This window comes from Actinotignum inguinis (genome assembly GCF_051265835.1).
Lineage (GTDB): Bacteria > Actinomycetota > Actinomycetes > Actinomycetales > Actinomycetaceae > Actinotignum > Actinotignum timonense.
In genome coordinates, this window is the sequence record NZ_JBOZDP010000004.1 from 74515 (window position 1) to 100720 (window position 26206).

The following is a 26206-nucleotide window of genomic DNA, read 5'->3' on the forward strand; positions in this document are numbered from 1 at the left end:
CCCGCGTGCCGCGGGTCCGCTACAGTACAATTCAAAGAGCAGAAAGCCGATGCCGCCTCTTCAACCAAAGGATTCCGCCGTGACCACTATTTCTTCCTCCTCGGCCAAAGCCGCACTCCGCTCCGCGCTCCGCCACGTTCCGGGTGCGGAAGCTGCCGGCCGCAAAGTGCTCCAGAAGGTTCACTACCGGGTGCCCTGCTCGGAGCGGCCCCTGGTGTCCATCATTATTCCGGTGTACGGGCATTGGAAGGAAACTTTCGCCTGCTTGAAGGCGGTGGCGGCAACCGCGGGGAATATTCCTTATGAAATCATCGTGGTGGATGATTGTTCTCCGGATTCCACCGGGAAGAAACTGGATCGTATTTTCGGCTTGCGGGTTATTCATATGCCGAAAAACGGCGGCTTTATTCGGGCCTGCAATACCGGGCTCCAGCATGCTCGCGGTGAGATCGTTATCTACCTCAATAATGACACCGAGGTCAGCCCCACCTGGCTTATTCCTATCGTGGAACGCATGGAAGATCCCTCCATCGGGCTGGTAGGTGCTCGTTTGGTATATGCGGATGGCACGCTTCAGGAGGCAGGTGGCGTCGTTTTTGCCGACGGCGTTACGGAAAACTATGGCAACGGCAATAACCCGGAAAATCACTCCTATACCTATTTCCGGGATGTGGATTATTGCTCCGGGGCCTGCTTGGCGGTGCGCAAGTCGATTCTTGATGAGCTAGGCGGCTTCGATGAACGCTATATCCCCGCCTATTACGAAGATACCGATCTAGCTTTTGAAGTGCGGCGCCTGGGCTACCGTACCGTTTATGAACCGCGCTCCCTTGTCATTCACCACGAAGGCGTCTCGAATGGAACAGATACCTCGCAGGGCACGAAGCGCTACCAGGTTATTAATAAGGCAAAATTCGCTCAGAAATGGGCAAAAGAATTAGCATCACAGCCGCTGAGCCGCTACCAGGACCCGGACTTCGAAATGGAGCGTGCTGTTCATACCAAAAATGTGGTTATTGTATGCGACGGCGCCGTTATCACCCCGGATCTGGACTCCGGCTCGGTGCGGATGGAGCAGATTCTGCTGGAGCTGCTCCGGCTCGGATACCAACCGATATTCATCCCGCAAAATAAGGAACGTCCCGAACCTTATGTTGGAAACCTGACGAAACGTGGAATTCAAGTAGTCTACGACTCGTTCAATGAACACGGCCAAACTAATATCAGCGCCTACGCTCTTACTATTTTGCTTCGTGGAAATGTACGCGGAGTTATCCTGTCCCGGGTCGGGGTGGCCGCAGCTGCCATCTTCCCGGTGACCCACGCACTTCCGGGCGTCCCCGTTATTTTTGACACGGTGGACCTGCACGGTACCCGCGAATTACGCGAAGCGAAACTGGCCGGTGATGATGCCCTTATCACCGCCGCGCATCAAACCAAGGAATTGGAGCTCGGGGTGATGCGGGCCAGCACCGCTACCCTGGTTGTTTCTTCCGAGGAAGCAAAAATGCTGCACGCGGACCATCCCGAACTTCCGGTCTTTGTGGTGGGGAATGTGCACGTCCCGGTGGAGCACCCCGCGGGATTGAAAGGGCGGCGCAGCATCAGTTTTATTGGTTCTTTCGCTCATCCCCCCAACGCGGATGGCCTGCACTGGTATTTCACCGAGGTGCACCCGCTGGTCCGCGAAGAACTGGGCGATGTTGAGGTCAATGTATACGGGAAGAACCCGCCGGAATCGCTGCGCGTTTTCGAGGGGAACGGTGTGAAGCTGTGCGGCTACGCCGCTGATTTAGCTGATGTGTATAATCCGGCCCGGCTCTCCATCGCGCCGCTGCGCTACGGTGCCGGCGTGAAGGGCAAGGTTGGAGAGTCTCTTTCCTGGGGTGTGCCTATTGTGACCACCGATATTGGTGCGGAAGGTATGGGCCTGGAGGACCGCCAGACCGCGCTGATCGCCAATAGCCCGGAGGATTTCGCGCGGGCCATTGTGGACGGTATGCGGGATGATGAGCTGTGGGAACGCCTCTCTACCGCGGGTGAACGCCATATTCAGGAGATTATGGGGGTGCCCCGCCTCCACCAGGATCTCGCGGCCGCCTTTGACTTCGCTGGGATCACGCGCGTCTGATCGTGCCGCTGGTTGAGCTGGCGCACTGGCCTGCTGCTAGTGCGCCAGTGCGCTATTCCGCCAGCGTGACAATGGTGAACTCCGCGTGCGGCTCTATCCGCAGGCGCGGGTCGGAAGCAATCTGCTCACGCAGGGCCTGCGCTTCCGCGGCGAAAGCATCCGCGGATCCCTGTTCTATTCCCCAGCGGAAATCAAAATTCGGAATAACCACCGCTTGCACCTGCCCGGTATAGAGCACCTGCCACACCGAATGCCCAAAGTTCGCGTGTGAGCCGATCACGTCCTGCATTTCCGGAGTCCAGTTTTCCCGAGCCCGGGCTACGTCTTTATCGCCGAAGGTGTTGTAGAGAACCAGATCCGATTCGCTGGCAATTACCCCGGCCAGGAAATCATTACCGTCCGAGACCGGAGAACTGAAAGCCACCACGGCATCGTCCGGCAAGGCCGCATCAAGTTTTTCTGGAATCTCACCGATAAGAGCCCCAAGATGGGTGGCCCGGTCGCTAGCGCCTACCGCCAAGCCCGCGAGGTTCGGGGCGGAAGCCAACACCGCCAGCGCGGCCAGCACTCCGCAGGCCACCCGCCGCCAGCTGCCTCGCGCTTCCCGGCGCACAAGCGCGCTGATGCCGCTCGCGAGCGCCGCGAGCAGGGCCAAGCGAACCACCAGCATCCAGCGGTAGATAGCCCGCATAAGATCAAGACCGGGAAGCTCCTCGTAGAGCGGTGCCCACGGGAAAGTCCATAAGGCTTCCGAGCGGGGCATAAGATAATCAGTCACCTGAATCGGCGGGGTCAAAGGCCCTCGGATCTCCCACCATTTCAGCGAGGGCCCCAGGGCAATAACAAAGGCCACCAGCGCCACGCCCACCCACAGCAGCACGTAGCGGCGTGACCTGCGCGCCCACACCAGCACACAAACGAGCAGCACCAGCGCGGTGATACCGATGTAATTCCAGCGGACGTTGGTGCCGTCTCCCCACAGCAGATCCGCATCCAGCCCGATTCCGAAAAGATCGGCCCACCACACGCTCGAGGTGGGGATAACCGTGGTGGCAACATCCACGCCCATGGAACGGAAGAAATCTTCGCTGGTACCCATACCGGCCAAGGCCCCACCGGCGCTGCGGTAATAGACCACGAGCGCCACGGCGCTGGCCACCGCCATATAAACAAAGCCCAGACCGGCATCGGGTAGGCCGCGGCGCCCGCGCAGCAGCGGCAGCACAATAACCACCACCCCGGCGGTGAAACCGAGCATGACGAAAGAATAACCGTCAAGGAAAACAGCCCAGGTGAGAACCCCGCACCAGCCAGCTAGAGCAAGAAGCCGGCGCCACCAGGGCGGCCGCAGCCAGAATCGCAGCAGCACCACGCCCGCGTAGACGGTGGCGGGTAGGAGTAGCGCACCCCAGAAGGTGGTACCGAAATTCCCCATGCCGATAACGGAAGGGTTGATCATCCATACCGCGGCCGCTATCCCGGCGATCAGACGGTGCGCGGTGAGCCAGAAGAACAGCCCGTACGCGCCCACCAGTGCCAGGAGGATCCAGATGAGGTACCACGCAGAGAGCGCGGCGGCGTCGTCGCCAGGAAAAATAAGTGCAAAGAAGGTGGCCGCGCGGCTAAAAATACCGCCGTTGACGGTGGCGGTACCTTCCGGGAAACCGATGATCGGGCAGCGGCCTTCTTGCAGGTACAGGCGCGGAAACTCGGTTCCGCATTGGAGGCGCCCGAGGTCGGCCACCCAGGCGTGTACCGGGCCGATGGCCCACGCGTTCACGCCGTAGATAAAGGACAGGGCGATGGAGTAGAGGAGGGCGCCCAGGCCCGCGAAGCCGCGGGTGCGCCACCGCAGCGGCGCGCTGCGTGGGTGGGCTTCGATAACTGGCACGTGGTTCCCCTCTATCCGCTCTATCCGCGGGAGCGATGGTGACCGCGAACGGTATTATTGCTCGGTTCCGCTCCCCGCCTCGATCTTAACATTGTGAACATAGACTTCGGGGAAGGTTTTGACGAATCCCGTGGTCATGCCATCGGATTTGGTGGTGAAGAGTGCAACGCTATTGCGCCGTTCGATTTCAATATCAGCACTGTCGAGAATCGCGAGATTAACGATGTAATCGCCCTCCCCGATATGCAGATCGGGGAGCACCACCATGATGGTGGCGTAGTCTTTTTCTACCGCGGGGAGGGGGAGCTGGAGGCGCCGGCTGGACATTCCGAAAACCGGGGTGCCCTCGTTCATGGTGGCGATTTCCACCACCACGCCGTAATCGCGCATGGGTTCGTGGGCCACCAGATCGAAGGCAATGCGCATGGTATCACCGGAAATATGTACGAAAAGCCCGTCGTCGGAGGTACGCACGCCGTCCACAATCGCGGCATTGTCAATACTGCACGGGTGGGTATCCACCGCGGTGAGCACCCCGCCGTTCTTTTCCGCGAGTTCGGCAAGCATTTGTTCCTGGTAGCCCTGGTGGAGGCGGGACATCGCGTCGCGCACATCCCCCACCATAACCATGGCGCCTTTATCCAGAACGACGGCGCGATCGCACACCTCGATCACTTGCGCCGCGGAATGTGACACCAGAATAATGGAGCGCCCTTCGCGCTGGAATTGGCGAATTTTCTCCATGCATTTCTTCTGGAAGGGCTCATCACCCACCGCGAGGACTTCGTCCACGAGCAGGATATCCGGGTCGGAATGCACTGCCACCGCGAAAGCGAGGCGCACGTACATCCCGGAGGAATAGAACTTCACCTGGGTGTGGATGAAATCTCGAATCCCGGAAAACTCGATGATGGAATCAAGCTGGGCGTCGATCTCCGCTTCGGACAGGCCCAGGATAGAAGCATTGAGATAAATATTTTCCATGCCGGTGAGATCCGGGTGGAAACCGGCCCCCAATTCGAGGAGCGCGGCCATGCGCCCGCGGGTACGAACCTGGCCGGCATCGGGGGTGAGGATCCCACCGATCACTTTGAGGAGGGTAGATTTACCCGAACCGTTCGCCCCCACCAAGCCCACCGATTCCCCGGCGGCCACGTTGAAGGACACGTTCTTGAGCGCCCAGTATTCTTCCGCGTGGGTGCGCGAACGGGCGGCATTGACCAGGCGTTCCTTGAGGGATTTATCTTTGTGGACGATGAATTTCTTCGAAACTCCATCAACTTGAATGACGTCGGGACGTGACATGAGAATCCTTGACTCGCCTTTCCTTTAGAGTTCCTGCGCGAAGTTGCGTTGCATACGGGCGAAGTAGCGCTGCGCGAGCCAGAGAAGCACCAGCCCGATGATAAGGAAGATTCCCAGGCGGGTGAGGAGATGGGAGGGCAGCAGGGCATCCTGCCCGGCCGCCCAGAAGGAATGCTGGAAGCCCATAACCGCCACCGAGGTGGGGTTGAGGAGGTAGAGGTTAATCATCCAGCTGGGCGCCGCCCCCGCGATCATCGCGAAAGAGTAGACGGAAGGGGTGAGCCAGAATCCGATGAGAAGAATAACTTCCACGAGGTATTGCACATCCCGCAGATAAACATTCGCGGCGGAAAGGAACAGCCCGAAGGCCACCGCCCACACCACCACCACGGCCAGGGAAATGGGGAAGTAGATGAGGGCGCTCCCCCACGGCACCCCGCGAATAATGAGCGCCCCGCATACCAGAATGGCCAGCTGGGAGAGGAAGTCCACAAAGGCCGCACCGGCCGCGGAGAGCGGGAAGATCTCACGCGGGAGATAAACCTTCTTGACGATCCCGGAATTACTCACGATCGCCCCGGTGGAGGCCGCCACGATCTGGGAGAAAAGCCCCCAAGCGGTCAGCCCCGCAAAAACATAGATGGCGAAATCGGGGATGGCACGTTCTGCGCCCAGCACCTTGCCGATGGCGAAGTAGTAGATGAGCAGGTTAATGAGGGGCCGCACCAGGGTCCACACGTACCCGAGCACCGAATCCTTGTAGCGTGCTTTGAGCTCGCGCCGGGTGAGCAGGCCCAGGAGGTGGCGATGGTCGAAAATATCGCGGACAGAAGCCCGCCACCCGCTGAAGAATCCGGTGTCAATCGCCACGCGCGTGAGATCCTGGCCGGCGAGTTTCTCGAAGCGTGCTTGCGCTTCGGGACTCGCCTCGCGTTCGCGCTCTGCTGCCATACCCGACCTTTCCTGCCGGCATGCGCGCTGATGGCTCCCCACCCGGGTTGGCCGCGCGTATGCACCTATCTGTCTCATATTACCCAGGTAGGAGCGCTCCACGGCGAAACCCACACCTGCGCCGAGCAGCGCGCCGGGCCGTACGCTCCCGTGCATGAGGCCGCGCGCACAGCCGCGCACCGTCAGCGCCACCTCGCGTCGCCTTGTACGATAGAGAAAGTAAGTTTCACCCGGGAGCCGCCGCGGCTATGCGAGCCGCGCTTGCCGCCCCGCGGAGGATGATAGGCAGTCATGAGTGTTTGTGTTCTTGTTCCCGCCGGAGCCGGGCCGGCTTTAGCGCGGGCCCTCCCCTACCGTGTTGCGGAGCTCATTCCGGGCCAGCCCGCCCCGCGCGCGGATCTCGCGGCGGGAGAAACGATCACCGCGGTGGTGACCACTCCCGGTGCCATCACGAAAACAGCCCTCGCGCAGCTCCTGTCCAGCCCGGGGCGGAATACCGCGTGGTGTGCCCCGCTTGCTGGAGATCCGAACGCATCCGAATCTCGCAGCGTCCTCGCGGTTCCCGCCCCGGTCTACACTTTTGATTCGCGGGCGCTCCACCTGTGCGGCGGCCTCGATACCGCGTTCTCGCTTCCGGCCCTGGCCGTGGATGCCCAGTGGCGCCTCACCGCTGCCGGAGTACCGGGTGAGCAGCGCACCACCGCGCTCCTCGAGGCCGGCACCCCCGATCTGGATACCACCGATTACCTGCGTATCCTCACGAAGAATCTTTCCCCGGCTTACCAGCTGGAATTCCTCGCCCCGCTCTTCACCGCGCTGATCGATCACCCGATCCGCAGCTCCGGGGTGGATACCGCGGCCCTGGATCTTGCCCGCCGCCCCGGGAACGACGACGTCCCCTCCCTCCCCGTCCCCTCCACTACCTTCAGCGGTGCCCAGGTGGTGCGTGACTGGAGCGCCTCGCTGGCCAGCCTGGAAGACCGGCACGCCGCGGCCACCGCGGCCGCCCGTATCCCGGATCGCCGCCTGCCCCATATGGCCGATTTCCTGGACCGGGTCTGGGCCAGCGCCGGTATTCCCGCCGCCGAACGGGATTTCCTGGAAAGCGCTTTCGCTGATGTGCGCCGCGATGATGAGCCGAGTATCGCTTTCGCGGTGGCGGCTTCCGATACCGCGGCCCGCGCCCGTTTCGAGCAGATTGCCGGCGCGCTTTCCGAGCCGCTCTACCTGTGGGATCCGGAAAGCAAAGAGCTGAGCGAGCGCAGCGCCGATCCCACCGCGCCCTTCCAAGCGGCGCACCGCGATATGGCCAGCGCCGTCGACACAATTGCCGTGACCTATATTCTCAATCTCCCGGCCCGCGCCGTTCCCTGGAGCGGAACCCACGGGGTGGTCATTGCCGATGTCACCACCGCGAATCTCACCGCGATGGTCCGCACCGATTGGGTGGGGGTGACCGGCACGGAAAGCGTGGGCGCGAACGCCAGCGTCCTCAACGAAACGCTTAGCGTTGCGGACCGCGTGATCACCGCGGATACCGCCCAGCGTGATTTTGTGCTCGGGGCCCTGTCCGGGAACTATCGTTTGGATCAGAATACGTACGACGACGATCACTCCCTCACCAGCCTCGTCGCCCAGGAAAACGGCGGTATTGCAGCGGCCCTCGCCGCGCTACGCTCCCCCATCCACGCCTATGAGCGGGTGGAAACCACCCAGCTGTACGAAGAGCCCGGCAAGCCCGGTGCCCGCAAGCATCCCCACCTGCGCCGCGCGCTGCGCGGCCTGGCCAGCACTCTCAAGGGAGAACGCAAGTGACCTCTGTTTCCGTTATTCTTGTCAATTTCCGCGGGGCGGAGGATACGATTGCCGCCGCGCACTACCTGCGTGAATGTGATTGGCCCGCGCAGGATCTGGAGATCGTCGTCGTCGATAATAATTCCGGGGATGGTTCCTACGAGCGCCTGCGCGCCGAACTACCCGACTGCCAGGTACTGCAATCGGGCGCCAACCTGGGCTTCACCGGGGGCTGCAACTTCGGGGTGGAGCATTCACGCGGGGATATCGTGGCTTTCCTCAATAATGATGCCCGGCCCGGCAAGAAGTGGATTCGCGCCGCGGTAGAGGCGATTAAAGCGGACCCGAAGGTGGGATGCGTCGCCTCCAAGGTGCTCACCTGGGAAGGCGACAGAATTGATTTCGTTGATTCCTCGATGACGTGGTTCGGGATGGGCTACAAGCGCGAGGCAGAACGGGAAGATACCGGCGCCTGGGATACCCCGAAGAATGTACTCTTCCCCACCGGGGCCGCCATGTTCGTGCCGCGCCGTGTTTTCGAGGAACTGGGCGGTTTCGATGACCGCTACTTCATGTTCTACGAGGATGCTGATTTCGGCTGGCGCGCCAACCTCGCCGGATACGATGTGCGCTACGTGCCTGAATCGGTGGCCTACCACCGTCACCACGTCACCATGAAGAAGTTCGGGAATTTCCGCGAAACCTATTTCCTGGAACGCAATGCGCTGGCCTGCCTGTACAAGAATCTCGGCGATGACCTGCTCCGCACGGTTTTCGCTCCCGCCCTCGCTTTTGCCCTGGAGCGCAGCGCGGAACGCAGCGAAGTGGAGGAGCGCCGCGGTCCGGATTCCTACCGTGCCGCGGAAGGCACCATCACGAAAATGGCGGCCACCGCACCCTACGCGGTCTCGTATTTCCGCGATATTTTGCCCTCTCTCGTGGAATCGCGCCGGGAGATCCAGGCCGGGCGCAAGAAATCCGATGCGGAGATTATCACCCTCATGCGTAATGCCATGGAGCCGGCCTATCCGCTGCCGCGCTACCTGGACCTCCACGAGGCACTGGCGCGTTTCTTCGGCATCGCGAAGCGTTTTTCCGGGCAGGCGAAGGTGCTGGTGGTCACCGGTGAACCCATCGGGGAAAAAATGGCCGGTCCGGCTATCCGGGCCTGGGAGATGTGCACCCGCCTGGCACTCGAGCACCCGGTGCGGTTGTGTTCCACGGCCGGAGTTGGCAAAGTAGCCCCCCAGGCTTTCGAGATCCACAATGGCGATACCGATACCCTGCGCGCCTGCACCGATTGGGCCGACGTCATTATTTTCCAGGGCTTCCTGCTGGAAAGCGCCCCGTGGCTCATGAGCTCGGAAAAGATCATCGTGGCCGATATTTACGATCCCATGCACCTCGAGCAGCTCGAACAGGCCCGCGACCAGGGCCCGGAGGGCCGCGAACGCTCCATTACCGGGGTGACCGGGGTGCTCAACCGGCAGCTGGCCCGTGCCGATAAATTCCTGTGTGCCTCGGATAAGCAGCGCAATTTCTGGCTCGGGCAGCTGGCGAGCATGGGCCGTATCAACCGCAATGTCCTCCCCGACGGTGCGGATGTGCGCAGCCTCATCGATATTGCGCCCTTTGGCCTGGGCGAAGAAGCACCCCGGCAAACCGAGCACGCCATCCGCGGGAAGGTTCCCGGCATCGGCATGGATGACAAGGTCATCCTGTGGGGTGGCGGGGTCTATAACTGGTTCGACCCGCTCTCCCTCATCCGCGCGGTCGCCCAGCTTTCCCGCACCCACCCGGATGTGCGCCTCTACTTCCTGGGGATGAAACACCCCAATCCGGGAGTGCCGGCCATGCGGGTCGCATCCGAAGCGGTGGCCCTGGCCGACGAGCTGGAGCTCACCAACCGCTTTGTATTCTTCAACCACGACTGGGTCCCCTACCACGAACGCCAGAACTACCTGCTGGACGCAAACGTGGGAGTCTCCACCCATTTCGAGCACGTGGAAACCCAGTTCTCTTTCCGCACCCGCATCCTCGACTACCTGTGGGCGGGGCTACCCATCGTCGCGACCAGCGGGGATTCCTTCGGGAACGCCCTCGATAGCGAAGGCATCGGCATCTCGGTGCCCCCGCGCGACGTGGAGGCCCTGGCCGCCGCGCTCGAAACACTGTTATACGACGACGCCGCAGCGGCCCGCGCGCGTGCGAATATTGCCGGTTTCGCCCAGCAGTTCCACTGGGATCGGGCGCTGGCCCCGCTGCTGGAGTTCTGCCGGCACCCGCGCCGGGCCGCGGATCTGGCTTTCCGCACCGGCGACGATGTGCCGGGAACCATGCTCGGCTTTATCGACCCCGGTTTCAACCCGGTACGCGATCTCAAACTCGTGGTGGATTACCTGCGCACCGGCGGCCCGAAGGTGCTGGCCTCCAAGGTGAAGTCCCGGCTGCGCAAGTACATCTAGGACGCCTCGTGCGCCGCCCTACGTTGCGGAGGGAATAATGAGGGCGTAGCCGTACATGCAGGCGGTCACAATTGCCAGGCCCCAGGTTACGGAATGGCGCAGCTTAATCCAGGCAGCAGCCGCGCAGAAGAGCGGGATAAGAACCATGCCGTAGCGGTGCTGCATAAAGGTGAGGGAGCCGGCGAGGATATTGAAACCGAGCACCACCCCCGGTGCGATACCGAGGAAGGACACCGCGGCAGCCTGGCAGAAACGCTGCTCCAGAGTAGAGTGGCGTTCCAGGATCCAGGCCACGCTCACAATGGCGGTAATTCCCAGCCAGAGCGCCACGCTCGCGAAGGGTGACTTCGGGTATTGCTCGGCTGTCCCACCAATCCCGGCGAAAACAATTTGAAGCGCATCATCGGTCATATAGGGCAGCTGGCGCAGATCGAGCACCCCGGTTGGATCCACCACAATATCCGGGCGTGCCACCGTAATGAAGGGGCGAATCACCAACCAGGCCCCGCCCGCTACCGCGGACACTAGCCCGAGAATGCCAATTTCCCACCAGCGCGGCAAGGTGGCAGGATCCGCAGCAGCTTTCTTACCCCAGCCGTTGCCGGGCCGCATCCGGTACCACACCAGGAAAATAAGGGCCGCCACCACCGCGAAAATATTTTGCATTTTCACCACGCAGGCCACCGTGGTAATAAGGAGGAGCCAACCGAGTGACCATTGCCGGCGCGCGTAGAAAATACTCCCGAAAATAATGAGGGTGCCCACCAGGAGATTGAGAGCATCCGGGGTGATATAGCAGTTCGTGGTGCGGAAGGTGGGCATGGAGGTGATGAGGAGCGGCACCGTGAACGCCATCGCCCAGGTGGCACCAACGCGGCGCATTCCCCAGGCAAGGACCGTCATTCCCAGCACCAACCAGAGCACGCTGGTGAGGCGGGCACTGCCCAGCAAGCCCATCCCGAGCATCATAAACGGCTTAGCCAGCCAGGCGGTGAGGAAGTAGTAGACCGGGGAATGCACCCCGGCGGTGGTGTAGCCCGCGAAGGGGAGCTTCTCATCCGGGAAATCGCCCCCGCACACCCCGATAGTTGCCGAACTGACCGGATTGGAACCGAAACCGAGGCAGGCCAGCACCTCACGGGCATAGGAATCCGTGGTCATCCCGTCACGCACCACGATCCCGCGACCGGCCTTATCAACCGCATCGAGGTACACGTATTCATCGAAGGGAGACAGGTGCGGATTGGTGATGATGAAGTGCAGATTGAGTGCCCCACCCAGAATCCCGAAGAACACCAGAACGGCTAACCACACCACCCAGGGGCGCCCGGCACTGATTCTGCGCAACCGCGATACCAGAGCCGCCCGATGCGGCGAGCGTTGAGAAGACGAAGCGGCCTGGGGCGCCCGGACATCTGCGTGTGTGGCTGCAACCATGGATTTCCTTGAGATGGACAACGTTTCACTTGCCGCGTTATCTTATCGCGAAGTACCACCCCTCATATAGGGCACACAGCACGGGCGTTCGTTCAAGCCCGGGCTTAAATGGCCTAAAATCAAAGAATGACTTCTGAGCAAGACAGGCACCCACGTCTCGTCGTCCTCATTCCGGCCTGGAATGAAGAAGAGGCGCTGCCGGCGGTTCTCACCGAATTACGCCAGGCAGTACCGCACGCATCCCTCGTGGTCATTAACGATTGCTCCCGGGATGCCACCGCCCAGGTGGCCGCGGCCGGCGGGGCAACAGTCCTCAATCTGCCCATTAACCTCGGGGTGGGCGGGGCGATGCGCACCGGCTACCTGTACGCCTGGCGCCACGGTTTTGACCGCGCCGTGCAGGTGGATGCCGATGGCCAGCACCGCCCCGAAGATATTGCCCGCCTCCTCGAAAAAATGGATGCCACCGGTGCCGATATTGTGATCGGGGCACGTTTTGCGGAACGGGGATCCTATCGGGTGCGCGGCCCGCGCGCCTGGGCCATGCGCTTCCTCTCTCACGTACTCTCCCGCGTGCATCACACCCGGCTCACGGATACCACCTCGGGTTTCAAGCTCACGAACCGGAAGGCCATCGGGGTGCTCGCCGATGAACTCCCAGCCGAATACTTAGGCGATACCATCGAGGCTCTTATTATCGCCAGCAAAGCCGGGCTGCGCGTTACCCAGGTGGGCGTGGAGATGCGCGAACGGCAGGGCGGCACCCCCTCCCATAACCCACTGAAAGCCGCGCGCCTGCTGCTGCGCGGTATTATCGCCATGGCGGTAGCCTCTACCCGCCCCGGCCAAAAAGATCTTGACGGAACCGAAGGAAGGCAATAACGTGCTCTACCGCCTCTTGCCGATCGCCGCGAGCATCCTCTTCCTCGTGTACCTGTTTATCCTGCTGCGCTCGCGGCGGATGAAACAAACCTACGTGTATATCTGGTTCCTTATCGGCATCGGCCTGCTCGTTATTTCGATCTGGCCCCAGGTTGTTTTCCTCGTCTCCCAAGCCCTCGGTTTCAAACGCGCTTCCAATATGATTCTGGTAATCGCGTGCGTGGTGCTCCTCATGGTGACGATCCAGCTGTCCACCGCAGTCTCCCGCTTGGAAGAAGACCGGCGGCGTTTGGCTGAAGAAATAGCTTTACTGCGCGCGGAGCGCGCTGCGCCCCCAGCCGAGGCGTAAACTTCATGTGCATCAATACAGGAAGGACTTCCATGCGCATTCTTGTTACCGGTGGTGCCGGTTTCATCGGAGCGGCGATGTCAACATACCTCGCCGACCATCACGAGCAGGTTATCGCTTTCGATAATCTGCACCCGCAGATCCACCCGGATCACCAGCCCACGGCCGGCTTCGATAAGCGCGTGGAGCTCTACGAAGCCGATGTGACCGACCCGGCCGCCTGGGATACCTTGCTGGAGCGCTTCACCCCGGATGTTGTGGTCCATTTGGCAGCGGAAACCGGAACCGGGCAGTCCCTAACCGAATCCACCCGGCACGCCTCCGTGAACGTGGTGGGCACCACCACGATGCTCGATGCCTTCGCGCGCCACCAGGTTATCCCGCAGCGCATTGTTCTTGCCTCCTCGCGCGCGGTCTACGGCGAGGGTGCCTGGCGGCATACCTCCGGGGAGCACGCCGGTGAGCTGTTCTACCCCGGTTCGCGTACCGTGGCCATGTTTGAAAAAGAAGAGTGGGATTTCCCGGAGGCCGAGCCGGTGGCCATGAACGCCGCCCTGGTGGAGCCGCATCCTTCCTCGGTCTACGCGGTTACCAAAATCGCCCAGGAACAGCTCCTGCGCATGTGGGGCGATGCTTTCGGCTGTGAGATCGGGATTGTGCGCCTGCAAAACGTGTACGGCCCGGGCCAAACCCCTTCCAATCCCTACACCGGAATCATGTCCCTCTTCTGCCGGGTTGCCTACAATAAGCAGCAGATTTCCGTCTACGAAGACGGCCTCATCCGCCGCGATTTCATCATTATTGATGATGTGGCCCGCGCCCTCATTAAAATGATCGAAATTGAAAAGTGCCCGGGCGTGTCCGTGGATATCGGAGCGGGCCACTACACCACCATCCTCGAAGCCGCCCAAATTATCGCGAAGATTTACGGGGCTCCCGAACCGAAGATCACCGGCCAGTGGCGCCACGGCGACGTACGCCACGCCTGGGCGGATCCGGCACCTGCCCGCGAGCTCCTCGGATTCGAGGCCGAAGTAGACGTGGAAGAAGGCTTCACGCGCCTTGCTTCCTGGATTAACACCCAGACCCAGTATCTCTAAACCCGATAACCGCAGCGCGGCGTGCGGCGACGACCCGGCAACCGCGGCGTCGTCGCCCCGCCGCGATGGGACCACGCGAAGGAACGTATGCGCACATGGCTTGACCCCCGCAATAATTCGCTGAATCTGATTCGGCTTGTTTTTGCGCTGATGGTACTTTTCCACCACGTGGGGCCGGTAACCCAGCTCGTCGGGGAATTCGAGATCACCCCCGGCGAATCCGTGGGTGCCTGGGCTGTTTTCGGTTTCTTTATGATTTCCGGGTATCTCATTACCGCGGCCCGGCTGCGTTCAGACGTGGGGCGCTACCTCAAGAACCGCGTGGTCCGTATCTTCCCGGCCTTCCTGTTCATCAATGTGGTGACGGCGTTCCTCCTCGCGCCCTTCGTCTATATCCTCGACCACGGCACCCTGGATGGCTACCTCACCACCGGCCCCACGCCGATCAGCTATATCCTGGGCAATTTCTTCCTCTACATGAACCAGTGGGGCATCGCGGATACCCTCCACAATGTCCCCTACCCCATTGCCTGGAACGGCTCGCTGTGGTCGCTCTACTACGAGTTCGTGTGCTACCTCATTGTGGGCGCGCTACTCACCATCCCCTTCTTCAAGCGGCATATCTGGCCCACGGCCGTGATTTTCCTGGGCACCTGCGCACTGCGGGTCTTCCTCCCCACCGCCACGGTCTACCTGGGCACCATGAACGGCACCCTCGACCAGCTCTCGCGGCTGCTGCCCTTCTTCTTCGGTGGCTCGCTGCTTTTCCTGGCGAAAGACCGCCTCAGCCTCACCACCTGGGGTGCGCTGGGGGCAACGGTTGCGGCCGTGGCGATTATGGTGGTGGCTCCGCATTCCGGGCCGCAGATTTCCGCGCCCCTCCTCACCTACGTGCTGCTGTGGATCGGGCAGACGCTCCCCTCCCCGCGCCTCTTCCAGGTCCACGATTTCAGCTACGGCATCTACATTTGGGGCTTCCCGCTCACCCAACTACTCACCCGCCTCGGCTTGGCCGACGCGGCGCCCTACCTGGTTTTCTGCGCGGTTCTTTTCGTGCTCACCGCCCTGGGCGCGGCATTCTCCTGGTTCCTGGTGGAACGGCCCGCCATGCGGGCTTCGCGCGGCAAAAAGAATCCCTTCGGGGAGTTGCGCGCGCCGGCGCGCTAGTGGGTGCGAAGAAGCGCGCTGCGGGGCGTGCGCCGTCGTATAAAGAACGACGACGCCGGGCCTAGCTGCCGAGCAGGTGACGCAGCAGGGTACGTACCCCGGTGGAGCTGCGCTCCTTGAGGGCCCGCGGCAGCAAGGTGGCGGCGTAAAGGCGCGAGGTGGCGTGCAACCGGGCCGCCCGCTGGGCCTTGGTCCAGCCGCGGCGCTTCATCTCCTCCGCCGCGAGCGCGAAATAGCGCCGTTCCCCGGCGAAGCGGGTGCCGTCCAGAAGCTTGGAGGCGGAGGCGGAAGAATCGTGGCGGCGGTAGCGGAAGCACACCGTGGGCTCCACGAGCATAGAGGCGCCGGCGGCCAGCATATCGACAACGATAGCGAGATCCTGGATGAGCGGGAAACCGGGGCGGAAGGGAGTGGCGCGAATGGTCTCGGTGCGGAAAACGAGCGAGGGCCAGTAAAGCCAGTCCCCGGTGAGAAGTACCGCGGCCGCACCTTCCCCGGAAATAACATTGCCCATCCGGGTGGAGCGCTTGCGCAGGGAAGTTTTGATACGGTCCCCGAGCGGAGAGATCACGGTGCCCTGAGCGTCAATGGGGCGCACCCCGGGCTGAATAATATCGATGGTGGGGTGGGCGGTAATAGCGGCCTGGATGGTAGAAACAAAATTCGGTTCCATGATGTCGTCGCAGCCCATGAACATCATGTACTCGGCGGTGGCTAGCTTCAGGCAGGTTTCGTAGTTTTCGGTAATGCCGCGGTTCGTTTCGTTGCGGATATAGGTGATGCGCTCATCACGCAGCTGGGCGAAGTAGTCGGGAACGCTCTTATCGGGATAGCAATCGTCCACCACGGTGAGCTTCCACTCATCGCTATCCTGGGCCAGGACCGATTCCACGGTTTGGAAGAGGTAGTCCGGGTTCCCCCAGAAGGGCAGCATGATATCGAGGCGCATCGGGCGTGATCCTTTCTGTGGCGAAGCGGCTTTCCGTTTCGCCGCCATCCGTACTAGCGCCTATTATGGCACGGGCGCGCTCAGGGCGCTGGTCCGGGCGGGCTGTGCGTAACGCGCCGTTAGCACGCCTGCCCGAAACGCCGCGCACCCTATACTTAAGAAATCCTGCGAAGAGAAAGGCCATCCGTGATGTCCACCGCCGCTGGCCAGAACTCAGAAACTGCCGGGGCTGCGCTGCCCGTCGCCTTAGGGGGTGCCTCCGGGGCACTCTCCGGTTTCTTCATTACGGTGGTGAGTGCGCGCTCGCTCTCCCCTGCCGATAACACCCTGTTTTTGACCTTCTGGGCCGCCCTTTTCGCCATTATTGCCATCGTGGCGGGCCTTCAAAATGAGGTGACGCGGGCGGTGCGCCGGGACCGGGTGGAGGGCGGCGAACGGATGGACAACCCTGAGCGGGTGGAAAACCGTGACGCCGGAGAAAGCCGCGCGGGCGTAGCAAGCCGCGGGGGTGTGGATTCCGGGGCCGCGGGCCCGCGCTACCGCACCTCGCCGGTCCTCATCTGCGCGGGGGTGGGCGTATGCGCCGCGGTCCTGGTGCTGGCTGCCACGCCGCTGTGGCTGCGGGTCTTTCACGGGTTTTCCGGGCGCGGGCTCCTCATTGCTTTTATTGCCCTGGGGGTACTTCTCAATAGCGTGCATTTAGGGCTCCTTGGAGTTTTCGCGGGGCGCGGGAAATGGAAGGTTTTCGGTACTCTCACGTCGCTGGAGCCGGCCCTGCGTTTCCTCTTCATCGCGGTGGCCGGATATCTCAGTCTTGCGCTCCACCTCTACGCCCTCGCCTGCGTGCTGGCCTGCGGTACCTGGCTGCTGCTCAGCGCCGCGCCGGGGGTGCGGGCTTTGGCACGCACCCGCATTAATATTGCGCCGCGGGGTTTGGTGCGCCGCCTCCTGCTGGCCATGGCCGCGACCGGGGCCAGCGCGCTTCTTATTAACGGTTTTCCGCTCCTCATGAGCCTGACCACCGAGCCGGTGGTGTTCTCTAAAGCAGCCCCGCTCATTCAAGCGGTGTCCGTGACTAGGGCTCCCCTCATGCTTCCCCTGGTGGCTTTCCAGTCCATGGTGATCACGGTCTTCGTCCAGCACCCCGAACGCACCCGCGGCTATTTGCTGCGTCTGGCTGTTATTGTGGGCGGAATTGGCGGGGTTGGCGCCCTGGCCGCTGCCGCGTGCGGCCCGTGGCTCATGGCGGTTATTTTCGGGCCGGCTTATGCGAATACTCCCCTGATCCTGGGCTTCTTGGTGCTTGCTGCGGCCTGCCTGGCTCTTCTTACCCTGACCGGGGCGGTGGCACTGGCTGCCGATCACCACCGGCTCAATATTCTGGGCTGGTGCGTGGCCCTGGTGGTCTCCGTCGTCATTATGCTTCTGCCCGTTTGCCTGGAAACGCGCACGGTTGCCTCTCTGGTGGTGGGCCCGCTGCTGGGGAGCATCTGCCATATCCTCGGCCTGGTGCGCCGCACTCGATAGCGCGCTAGCGCCGGAGCGGCGCGCGGGTACCATGGAGACTACTGAGCTGACCTAGGAGGAAACATGGCACGGGTATCCGTTATCACTCCCGCCTACCGCGGTGAGGACACTATTCGGCGCGCGGTTGTATCGGTCCTGGGCCAAACCATGCCCGATGTGGAGCTCATCGTTGTGGATGATCACTCCCCGGATAACACCGCCGGCGTGTTGCGCGACCTGGAAAAAGAACTTGCCGATTCCCGCCTCACCGTGATCTACCACGAGAACAATACCGGGGTCTCCGGGGCCCGGAACTCCGCCCTTGAGCGCGCGTCCGGGGACTATATTGCTTTCCTTGACGGGGATGATTACTGGGAACCCACCTATCTGGAACGGATGCTGCGTGAGGTAGAAAGCGGGCCCGATACCGATGTGGTGTGCTGCGGGCGCACTATTCATCTTTCCAACGGCCAGACGCGCACCGAACACTCCCGTTTCCTCGGCACCCTGGCGGGCCCGGAGGCGGTACGTGCTTTCCTTACCGATAACCTCACCCCGTTCCTCTGGGATAAGCTTTTCGCCGCTGCTACTTTCCAGGGACTACGTTTCCCCGAGCATATTCACCGCGGGGAAGATCAGGTTGTTGCCGCGATAGCGCTTTCCCGGGCCCGGCGCGTCACCTCAATTCCCGATGCCCTGGCCAATTACGTGGTGGGCACCCAGTCTCTCACTTGGGGTCGCGTTCCCGATCCGCAAGAATACGAGGATGCCGCACGTTTCCTAGCCGAGCAGCTCGGGCCGGAATGGATGGCAGAACCGGAGAACCTTTCCGCTTTTTTGGTGTACCGCACCCTCGCCATGATGATCTTGGCGCAATCGGCCATGCGTTCGGAGAAAGACACCGCCGATATTGTGCGTGCGGCACGGCGTGCTATTAGCTTGCCCATGCTGCGCGCTACCGCGCAGGCCCGCCCGCAGCTGGCAGCCGGAGCCGCCCTGCTGCGTACCTGCCCGGCGCTCTACCGCAAGATCTACCTGCGCTACGTGCGCAGCACCTACGCCATCGCGGATTAATAGCGGATTGGGAGCAGAGTAGGAACGGCTTAAGAGCGAATTGGGAGCGGCCTAGGAGCGGATGAGAGCGGCGCTTAGAAAGCCCAGCGCCATCCCGATCCCGGCACGCCCCAGGGATTGTAGACCAGGTAGCCGTGCTCCAGGGAGGTTTCCAGGACCACCTTGCCACCCGCGTTTTCCCCCGGGTTGATAAAGGGGGTGACCCGCTCCGCGGTGGAATAACACCCGTAGGATGCCACCGTGTGGCTATCTTCCTGGATATTTCCTTCCCGGTCCGTGAGATGGAAAGCATCCCGATCCAGGGTGAGGAAGGGAGCATCCGGGTCGTAGGAAGCATAATCAGCTGCCATCTGCGCGCTGAGATCAACCACGAGGAAGGTGCCGTTCTCGGGAGTGAAAACAGCTGGCTCCGCGATGCGCGAGGGGCACTCCTGTGCCCGGGTAATATCCGTGACTGTCAAAGTGAATGCCGCCCGAGTGGCGCCGTCGACCGAAAGACCTACCGGCACCCCAAGCTGAGCTTCCACATCTCCGCTGGGCGCAACCGTAACCGGGCGTCCGCCTTCCGAACCGTCAGAACCGTCAGAACCGTCAGAACCGTCGGTCACTGCGGCCCGGTCTTGCATAGTGCGATTCCCGGTAGTGGATTCCCCGGAGACTCCCGGAACGCTCGGCGCGGCGGTAGCCACCGGAATTGGGGTCACCGGGTCAGGATCGCCCACCGCAACGCTGGAGCATCCGCCTAAACCAAGAACCGCTACCGCGCCGATAATGGCGAGCGAGCTCCCTAGTGCCCGGCGGCGCAGGCCGGGGATGGAAGAAGGAGTGGTGTGAGAATTCTGCATCGTCTCATCGTCTTTCTTTTTCATGACTTCATCCCCTTAGAAGCGGTGGAAATCGCCGTGGGGTACAACATAACCCCAGCGCCGCGCGAAATCCTGCCGCCATTTCGTTGCCACGTACATCCACGCCGGCCCATCCACGGTGGTGACGAGGTCACGGGTGTAGTTCATATAGGCAGGGTTCTTACCCGGAACATAGCCTTCCCAATCATCCATTTGGGCCACTTTGGCATCGTAATTCCACGGTCCGTACTTCAAGAGGTCGCCGCGCAGCCCGTGCGGGCCGGGAAGAGCCCAGGGCCACGGATTCCACCGCGGGCCGGTAATCCACAGTTCATAACCCGGCACCCAACTTTCTTTGATACCGGAGTAGTTATTGACCACAAAGGCAGCTTCTTCACCCTGGCGCAGCGTTCCGTAAACCAGGATGGGGTACCCACCGGAATTAGGATCAAGGGTGGGCGGGCGCTCGCTATTGGGAGCCGGCGGCACATAATCGCGGCGCACCGCCAGGGTGTCCACCCCGTCACGGTTCCAGTCACCCACCAGAACGTTATCCCCGTGGCGCCCGTAAGAGAATTCGGTCGAGGCATTCCCACCGGACACGGTCGAATTATTGACGTAGTACATATTGCCGCGGCGCACCGCGAAACTATCGATGCCATCTCCGTCCCAGTCACCCACGAGGACGGTGTCACCGTGGCGCCCGAAGGAGAAGACCGTGAAGTTCTCATCATCGTCGAGCACATTGCTGACATAGAACATATTGCCGCGCCGGATGGCGAGGGTATCGGTGCCGTCCCCGTTCCAATCCCCCGCGATCACTTCATCATCGGGTTCACCAAAAGTGAAGGTATGTTCCCCGCCCCCGGTGGTGAGCTCATTGCGCACGAAATACGTATTGCCGCGGCGAATAAGAACGGTATCTCCCACTACCGCATCCCAATTGCCGATAAGGAATTGATCAGTGGGCAGCCCGAATTTAAAGTGGATATCCGCATCCCCGGACAAGAAGGTGTTCTTCATATAGAAATCGGAACCGCGGTTCACGCCCAAGGTGTCCCGCCCGTCGCCATTCCAATCCCCGGTGAACACCACGTCCGTATGCCGCCCGTAGGACATCTCCATATCGGCAGTACCCGAGGTGAGAGAGTTTTTGAAGAAATAGTAGTTTCCCGCGCCTTCGTCCAAAGCGGGCGCACCCTGCGCTGCCGGCATGAGCCCCAGTGAGCTCACGATCAGCGCCAGCGCTGCGATCACGCCAACCAGCAGCCCGGGGGTGCGGGCGCGCGCGTATGAATACCTCTCCAAGAGAACCTCCTCGAGTTGTTCGCGCCCCGGAGTGGTGCTAAATCCAGGCCGCGATGCGTGGACGATAGTTCCAGCCTAAACCCTCCGGGCGGCACAATTGTGGAGATCGCCCGTGTCGCCCTCCTACTGAAAACTATGGCGCGGCGGGATGGGCTGACTCCTTACCCCGCAGTTCCGGGTAGAATTAGCCAGGAACTGACCCACGAAAGGAATAATATGCGTGTCCTGGTTACCGGCGGTGCCGGATTTATTGGCGCGAATTTCGTTCACCAAACTGTCGAGGATTATCCGGATGCCGAAGTTGTCGTCCTGGATAAACTCACGTACGCGGGTAATCCCAAGTCCATTGAGGGCCTGGACCGCGTCACCCTGGTCCAGGGCGATATTGCGGATATGGATACCGTTGACCCCCTGGTCAAGGACTGCGATCTGGTGGTGAATTTCGCGGCGGAATCCCATAACGATAACTCGCTCGTTGATCCCTCCCCCTTCATCCGCTCCAACCTGGTGGGCACCTACACGATTCTGGAAGCGGTGCGCCGCCACGGGGTACGCCTCCACCATATTTCCACCGACGAAGTGTACGGGGACCTGGAGATTGACGAACCGCGCCGCTTCCAGGATGGCGATCCCTATATCGCTTCCTCCCCGTATTCGGCTTCCAAAGCCGGCTCTGACCTGCTGGTGCGCGCCTGGGTGCGTTCCTTCGGGGTGGAAGCCACCATCTCCAATTGCTCGAATAACTACGGCCCCTACCAGCACGTGGAGAAGTTCATTCCGCGTACCGTCACCAACCTCCTGGACGGTATCCGCCCGCGTATCTACGGCACCGGCCTCCAGGTGCGCGATTGGATCCACGTGCGCGATCACAACGTGGCCGTGTGGGAGATCATCAATAAGGGCCGGATCGGGGAAACCTACCTCATCGGCGCGGATGGCGAAAAGAATAACCTCGAGGTCGTCAAAATGATCCTCCAGGAGTTCGGCCGCGAACCCGATGATTTCGATCATGTGAATGACCGCCCCGGCCACGATCAGCGCTACGCCATTGATAATTCCAAGCTGGTGGAAGAAACCGGCTGGCAGCCGAAGTTCAAGGACTTCGCCGCGGGTCTGCATGACACCGTGGAATGGTACAAGGCCAATGAAGAGTGGTGGCGCCCGCAGAAGGAAGCCGTGGAGGCCAAGTACGCCAAGACCGGCCACTAAAGCGCCCCGCCCCGGCCCTCGTGCGCTGCCTGCATGAGCCGGCTTTCCGCTGCCCCGTTCGCACTTCTCCGATGCGCACCCTGAGTGCCACGAGGAGCGCGAGCGGGGCAGCGCTATGCGTGGGAGCCTCGCCGCGGCCCCCCTTCCGTGTCCCACCGGGCCGCCGCGCGGCAGTCCGGCTATACTGAACGCAACCCAAGAGCTAGGAGCATCATGCAGATTGCTGTGATCGGGCTGGGCTACGTGGGCTTGGCCAACGCCGTCCTTCTTGCCCAACACCACGATGTTGTCGGATCGGATCTCAATCCCGCGAAAGTGGATGCGATTAACGCCCGCACTTCCCCGATCCAGGATGCCAAAATCGAAGAGTTCCTCGCCACGAAGCCGCTTTCGCTGCGGGCTACCACCTCGAATATTGAGGCGCTTGCAGGTGCTGATTACGCGGTGATCGCCACCCCCACCGATTACGATACGGAGACCAATGCCTTTGATACGGCCTCTGTTGAAAGTGCGATTACGCAGGTCGCTGAGGCGAATCCCGGTGCCGTCGTCGTTATTAAATCCACTATCCCCATCGGTTTTACCGCGCGGATGCAAGAAACGTTCCCGCAGTTGCGCATCGTCTTTTCCCCGGAGTTTTTGCGCGAGGGTAAAGCGCTGCACGATAATCTCAACCCTTCGCGCATTGTTGTTTCGGGCGACGACGCCGCAGCTGCCCACTTCGCCCAGCTGCTGAGCGAGGGAGCTGAAGCGCGCGACGTCCCGATTATCCAGGTGGGAACCCGGGAAGCCGAAGCAATTAAGCTCTTCTCCAATACGTATCTGGCCATGCGGGTCGCTTATTTCAATGAGCTGGATTCTTTCGCGATGGCGCGCTCCCTCAACGCCGCGGAGATTATTCGCGGGGTGGGTCTCGATCCGCGTATCGGGGATCATTACAATAATCCTTCCTTCGGCTACGGCGGCTACTGCCTGCCCAAGGACACCAAGGAATTACGCGCCGATTTCGAAGGCGTGCCCGAAAATCTCATGTCCGCGATTGTCGAATCCAATGACACCCGGATTGACTTCCTGGCTACCCGCCTGGCGGGGGCCGGCTACGCCACGGTGGGGATCTACAAGGTCGCCATGAAATCGGGCTCGGATAATCACCGGGCTTCGGCAGCCCTCAGCCTCGCGGCGCACTTGCGGGCGCGGGATGTGGAGGTGCTCGTTTACGATCCGGCACTGAAACCGGGCGGTCTCGGGGATATTCCGGTGCTGGATTCCTGGGAGGAATTCCAGGATCGCGCGGAGGTGATCATCACGAATCGCCTGGATGGCACCATGCCGGAAACCTCCACCCCGGTGCTCACCCGCGATATCTTCGGGCGGGACTAAAACCGGTAGTCAAGCGCAGCGGCGCGCTTAGGCCTAAAGGTACGGGCCGGGGATCTTGCTTCGTCGTGAAGCATCCCCGGCCCGTATGTTGTGACCGAAACTCGTGCCTATCGGTACTTAGCGCGAGCGCACCACCCCGAGGGTTTGGCCGCCCCGGCCGTCCCAATCACCGAAGATGACCATATCGCTGTGGCGCCCGTAGGTAACATCTTCGGTCACCTCCGGGCCGTTGAGCGGGCCGCGCACCACGTACACATTCCCGCGGCGCACCACGAGGGTGGAACGCTGGGGCTCAATCTTCGCGGCGAGCACCTCATCGCCCGGGTTCCCGTAGGCCATTTCCTCGGAGACCGCGCTGGTGGCCAGGTTATCGGTGAAGATAAAGACGTTGCCGCGCCGCACCGCCAGGGTGTCCACGCCGTCGCCGTTCCAATCGCCCACCAGCCAGGTATCCCCCGGATTACCGAAGCAGTAGACCTTATCGGCCGGGCCGGACGTGAGGGAATTGCGCACGAGCAGTAGGTTGCCGCGCCGCACCGCGAAGGTGTCCACGCCGTCGCCGTCCCAGTCGCCTACGTACACTTCGTCATCGGCACGCCCGAAGCTGAAGACCCGGGTGGCAACCCCGGAGGCGAGGGTATCGCGCACGTGGAAAATATTGGAGCGGCGAATCGCCAGAGTATCCCGCCCATCAGCATTCCAATCCCCGGTGAGGATTTCATCGCCGCGCAGGCCGTAGTCCATCACAATATCGGCGGTGCGCCCCCAGCCATTAGCGAGGAAGAAGCGCGGTGGGAAAGGTGCCACATTCGAGGACGGGCGCGGATTGCTCGGCGCGGGCGCCGGCGGAGCGGGCGGGCGCGGTGCCGGTGGCTGAGTGGGGCGCGGCGCGGGCTGCGTCGTCGTACCACCACCGGAACGCAGCTGCGTATAGATACGGTAGGCGTTCTCACGAATGGAGCCGATGGAATCGTAAATCGTGCCTGGGCAGGAAGTATTGCCCACATCGCGGTGCCCCACGATACGCGGCATCGCTTCGCCGGAACGGTAGCGCGCCGAATTATTGCGCTGCGGAATGGTCAGCGAGGTGGTGCCGCGCGGATCCAGGCCCGCGAGCGCGAATTTCCAGCCGGCCACATCGGCGAGGGTGTTAAGAATGGTTTGCGAGGGGCGGTGGTCCGCGGTGAAGGTGCCGAGCACGGACACACCCATGGTGCCGGTATTGCGCCCAGCGGCGTGCGCGCCAATCGCCATGGTGCCATCCTGGGATTGCAGGGTGCCGTAGCGCCCTTCCCATTTCCCGCCGTACTTATCAACGATCACGTTATAGCCAATATCGCCCCAATCGCGAGTGACGGCGTGGAACGCGTAAATCCCGCGGATAACACGCGGTACCCCGGCCTGGGTGTAGTTATTCGAGCCGGCGGTGTGGTGGATAACCATGCCCTGGAAGGTGGCGTATTCCACCGGCCAGGTCATGAGGGAGCCGTCCGCGCCCCAATCGGCGCGGGTGTGGATCCCGCGGGTGCCGATGCGATTAGTCCAATCGCGGGCGGTGGGAAGTAAGCCGTTCGCCACCACGCTGCCCTGCTCCAGGGTGCCCCCACCGCGCGCGGCGGAAAGCGAAGCACCCAAGGCAGGAATCTCTTCCTCGCCCTCTTCGGGATTGACCACCGGATCGGTTTCCGTTCCGCGTTCGGGCAGAATCGGCGCGGTTTCGGCCTCCTCCACCTCCACGGTGTCACCCTCGGCGGTGTAGGCAATATCGATGCGCAGGCCGGCCGGGAGCGGGCCCTCGCCCTGGGTAATACGCACCTGAATCCCGGTGGACTCCCCCGAGACGTTGTATTCCGTGCCGGGCCGTTCGCGCTCGGTTTGGGATTCCTCGCCCACTTCGTACCAGTCCGACCACTGCTTCCCGTCCAGGGTGCGCATTTCGATAGAGGCACCCTCGGGCAGGCTCTCCCCGCGGTTCCAGGTCAGCCCGGCCACCGCGAAGGGTTCGTCCACCCGCACCGGGCTGGTGAAGACGGCGTAGTTGTCGGCCAGTTCCGCGCCGTCCGCACTATCCTCGGCCCCGTTTTCGGCGCTTTCGTTTTCGGTTCCCGCGGCGCGCAGTACATTCGTGCGCACCGCATTCGGTACGACGCCGCCCGCGCGCCCGGCACTCGCTTCTTGGGCAGGCTCAGCTTCCCCGGTGGGGTGCGAGGCCTCGGTGGGATGCGCTGCCTCGCGCGGCTCGGCTTCCTTGGAAGAGTCAGGCTTGCTCGCTGCTTCTTCCTCGATTTGTGCGGTGGCGGTGGTAGTGAGATCCCCCGCTTCGGTTGTTAGCGGAATAACAATACTGCCCTGTGCATCATCGTTCTCGGCAAAAGCGTAGCCCACAATCGGGACGGCAAGGCCCGCACTCGCGAGCGCCAGCACGGTTCCTAGAACAAGACCGCGACGTTTGGTCATTTTTCC

Annotated in this window: 19 protein-coding genes; 11 read left to right on the forward strand and 8 right to left on the reverse strand. The window is 61.9% G+C overall.

Going from position 1 to position 26206, the window contains the following annotated elements; genetic code table 11:
• Positions 1-79 precede the first annotated feature (79 nt).
• Positions 80-2131 carry a glycosyltransferase gene (locus ACRQFC_RS03840; RefSeq protein ID WP_284883084.1) on the forward strand — a complete coding sequence of 684 codons (2052 nt, stop codon included), beginning with the start codon at positions 80-82 and terminating at the stop codon, positions 2129-2131.
• Positions 2132-2183: 52 nt separating this feature from the next.
• On the opposite strand, the gene ACRQFC_RS03845 is transcribed toward ACRQFC_RS03840, so the two are convergent.
• The 3 genes from ACRQFC_RS03845 to ACRQFC_RS03855 are packed head-to-tail and all read right to left on the reverse strand — an operon-like array spanning position 2184 to position 6278.
• The gene (locus ACRQFC_RS03845) at positions 2184-4022 is read right to left on the reverse strand and encodes a hypothetical protein (protein WP_284896434.1); all 1839 of its coding nucleotides are present in this window, start codon (positions 4020-4022) and stop codon (positions 2184-2186) included.
• A gap of 54 nt (positions 4023-4076) precedes the next feature.
• On the reverse strand, positions 4077-5327 hold the full coding sequence (locus ACRQFC_RS03850) for an ABC transporter ATP-binding protein (RefSeq protein ID WP_087070505.1): 1251 nt from the start codon (positions 5325-5327) through the stop codon (positions 4077-4079).
• A 24-nt stretch (positions 5328-5351) separates the two neighbouring features.
• Complete coding sequence (locus tag ACRQFC_RS03855) at positions 5352-6278, reverse strand: ABC transporter permease (protein WP_284901565.1); 927 nt, start codon at positions 6276-6278, stop codon at positions 5352-5354.
• A 291-nt stretch (positions 6279-6569) separates the two neighbouring features.
• Between ACRQFC_RS03855 and ACRQFC_RS03860 the strand changes: the two genes are divergently transcribed.
• Both ACRQFC_RS03860 and ACRQFC_RS03865 read left to right on the forward strand, forming a co-directional pair.
• Positions 6570-8093 carry a hypothetical protein gene (locus ACRQFC_RS03860; RefSeq protein WP_410374516.1) on the forward strand — a complete coding sequence of 508 codons (1524 nt, stop codon included), beginning with the start codon at positions 6570-6572 and terminating at the stop codon, positions 8091-8093.
• On the forward strand, positions 8090-10537 hold the full coding sequence (locus tag ACRQFC_RS03865; RefSeq protein ID WP_284901181.1) for a glycosyltransferase: 2448 nt from the start codon (positions 8090-8092) through the stop codon (positions 10535-10537). The genes ACRQFC_RS03860 and ACRQFC_RS03865 overlap by 4 nt, the downstream gene beginning before the upstream one ends.
• Positions 10538-10555: 18 nt before the next feature.
• Here ACRQFC_RS03865 and ACRQFC_RS03870 read toward each other — a convergent pair whose 3' ends face one another.
• A complete protein-coding gene (locus tag ACRQFC_RS03870; protein ID WP_284901179.1) occupies positions 10556-11974 on the reverse strand; it encodes a glycosyltransferase family protein in 1419 nt (472 codons plus the stop codon).
• A gap of 126 nt (positions 11975-12100) precedes the next feature.
• Between ACRQFC_RS03870 and ACRQFC_RS03875 the strand changes: the two genes are divergently transcribed.
• From ACRQFC_RS03875 to ACRQFC_RS03890, 4 genes are all read left to right on the forward strand, one after another.
• Positions 12101-12856 carry a glycosyltransferase family 2 protein gene (locus ACRQFC_RS03875; protein ID WP_284901176.1) on the forward strand — a complete coding sequence of 252 codons (756 nt, stop codon included), beginning with the start codon at positions 12101-12103 and terminating at the stop codon, positions 12854-12856.
• Positions 12831-13205 (forward strand): DUF2304 domain-containing protein, encoded by a 375-nt coding sequence (locus ACRQFC_RS03880; protein ID WP_234984475.1) that lies wholly within the window; start codon positions 12831-12833, stop codon positions 13203-13205. Before ACRQFC_RS03875 ends, ACRQFC_RS03880 begins: the two co-directional genes overlap by 26 nt.
• Before the next feature lie 32 nt (positions 13206-13237).
• Positions 13238-14305 carry an NAD-dependent epimerase/dehydratase family protein gene (locus ACRQFC_RS03885; RefSeq protein ID WP_087070499.1) on the forward strand — a complete coding sequence of 356 codons (1068 nt, stop codon included), beginning with the start codon at positions 13238-13240 and terminating at the stop codon, positions 14303-14305.
• Positions 14306-14392: 87 nt separating this feature from the next.
• A complete protein-coding gene (locus ACRQFC_RS03890; protein ID WP_087070498.1) occupies positions 14393-15472 on the forward strand; it encodes an acyltransferase family protein in 1080 nt (359 codons plus the stop codon).
• Between the two features lie 61 nt (positions 15473-15533).
• Here ACRQFC_RS03890 and ACRQFC_RS03895 read toward each other — a convergent pair whose 3' ends face one another.
• A complete protein-coding gene (locus ACRQFC_RS03895; protein WP_284896451.1) occupies positions 15534-16421 on the reverse strand; it encodes a glycosyltransferase family 2 protein in 888 nt (295 codons plus the stop codon).
• A gap of 189 nt (positions 16422-16610) precedes the next feature.
• Between ACRQFC_RS03895 and ACRQFC_RS03900 the strand changes: the two genes are divergently transcribed.
• Together ACRQFC_RS03900 and ACRQFC_RS03905 are read left to right on the forward strand one after the other, a co-directional pair.
• Positions 16611-17948, forward strand: a complete 1338-nt coding sequence (locus tag ACRQFC_RS03900; protein WP_284896453.1) for a hypothetical protein — start codon at positions 16611-16613, stop codon at positions 17946-17948.
• A 63-nt stretch (positions 17949-18011) separates the two neighbouring features.
• The gene (locus ACRQFC_RS03905) at positions 18012-19001 is read left to right on the forward strand and encodes a glycosyltransferase family 2 protein (protein WP_284896454.1); all 990 of its coding nucleotides are present in this window, start codon (positions 18012-18014) and stop codon (positions 18999-19001) included.
• 74 nt (positions 19002-19075) lie between these two features.
• Here the strand turns inward: ACRQFC_RS03905 and ACRQFC_RS03910 are convergent, their stop codons facing one another.
• Both ACRQFC_RS03910 and ACRQFC_RS03915 read right to left on the reverse strand, forming a co-directional pair.
• Positions 19076-19870 (reverse strand): hypothetical protein, encoded by a 795-nt coding sequence (locus ACRQFC_RS03910; protein WP_284896455.1) that lies wholly within the window; start codon positions 19868-19870, stop codon positions 19076-19078.
• 12 nt (positions 19871-19882) lie between these two features.
• On the reverse strand, positions 19883-21154 hold the full coding sequence (locus tag ACRQFC_RS03915; protein WP_284896457.1) for a gamma-glutamylcyclotransferase family protein: 1272 nt from the start codon (positions 21152-21154) through the stop codon (positions 19883-19885).
• 216 nt (positions 21155-21370) lie between these two features.
• Here ACRQFC_RS03915 and rfbB point away from each other — a divergent pair, with 216 nt between their 5' ends.
• Both rfbB and ACRQFC_RS03925 read left to right on the forward strand, forming a co-directional pair.
• Positions 21371-22363 (forward strand): dTDP-glucose 4,6-dehydratase, encoded by a 993-nt coding sequence (gene rfbB / locus ACRQFC_RS03920; protein WP_016443166.1) that lies wholly within the window; start codon positions 21371-21373, stop codon positions 22361-22363.
• A 213-nt stretch (positions 22364-22576) separates the two neighbouring features.
• Positions 22577-23743: a nucleotide sugar dehydrogenase gene (locus ACRQFC_RS03925; protein WP_284896459.1), complete on the forward strand. Its 1167-nt coding sequence runs from the start codon at positions 22577-22579 to the stop codon at positions 23741-23743.
• A gap of 117 nt (positions 23744-23860) precedes the next feature.
• On the opposite strand, the gene ACRQFC_RS03930 is transcribed toward ACRQFC_RS03925, so the two are convergent.
• Positions 23861-26200 carry an N-acetylmuramoyl-L-alanine amidase gene (locus ACRQFC_RS03930; protein WP_320756002.1) on the reverse strand — a complete coding sequence of 780 codons (2340 nt, stop codon included), beginning with the start codon at positions 26198-26200 and terminating at the stop codon, positions 23861-23863.
• Positions 26201-26206 lie beyond the last annotated feature (6 nt).

Bases quoted from the DNA above. Each gene is read 5' to 3' on its own strand.
- ACRQFC_RS03850 (WP_087070505.1), bottom strand. From the start codon at position 5,327: ATGTCACGTCCCGACGTCATTCAAGTTGATGGAGTTTCGAAGAAATTC.
- ACRQFC_RS03855 (WP_284901565.1), bottom strand. From the start codon at position 6,278: ATGGCAGCAGAGCGCGAACGCGAGGCGAGTCCCGAAGCGCAAGCACGC.
- ACRQFC_RS03860 (WP_410374516.1), top strand. From the start codon at position 6,570: ATGAGTGTTTGTGTTCTTGTTCCCGCCGGAGCCGGGCCGGCTTTAGCG.
- ACRQFC_RS03870 (WP_284901179.1), bottom strand. From the start codon at position 11,974: ATGGTTGCAGCCACACACGCAGATGTCCGGGCGCCCCAGGCCGCTTCG.
- ACRQFC_RS03875 (WP_284901176.1), top strand. From the start codon at position 12,101: ATGACTTCTGAGCAAGACAGGCACCCACGTCTCGTCGTCCTCATTCCG.
- ACRQFC_RS03885 (WP_087070499.1), top strand. From the start codon at position 13,238: ATGCGCATTCTTGTTACCGGTGGTGCCGGTTTCATCGGAGCGGCGATG.
- ACRQFC_RS03890 (WP_087070498.1), top strand. From the start codon at position 14,393: ATGCGCACATGGCTTGACCCCCGCAATAATTCGCTGAATCTGATTCGG.
- ACRQFC_RS03895 (WP_284896451.1), bottom strand. From the start codon at position 16,421: ATGCGCCTCGATATCATGCTGCCCTTCTGGGGGAACCCGGACTACCTC.
- ACRQFC_RS03900 (WP_284896453.1), top strand. From the start codon at position 16,611: ATGTCCACCGCCGCTGGCCAGAACTCAGAAACTGCCGGGGCTGCGCTG.
- ACRQFC_RS03905 (WP_284896454.1), top strand. From the start codon at position 18,012: ATGGCACGGGTATCCGTTATCACTCCCGCCTACCGCGGTGAGGACACT.
- ACRQFC_RS03910 (WP_284896455.1), bottom strand. From the start codon at position 19,870: ATGAAAAAGAAAGACGATGAGACGATGCAGAATTCTCACACCACTCCT.
- rfbB (WP_016443166.1), top strand. From the start codon at position 21,371: ATGCGTGTCCTGGTTACCGGCGGTGCCGGATTTATTGGCGCGAATTTC.
- ACRQFC_RS03925 (WP_284896459.1), top strand. From the start codon at position 22,577: ATGCAGATTGCTGTGATCGGGCTGGGCTACGTGGGCTTGGCCAACGCC.
- ACRQFC_RS03930 (WP_320756002.1), bottom strand. From the start codon at position 26,200: ATGACCAAACGTCGCGGTCTTGTTCTAGGAACCGTGCTGGCGCTCGCG.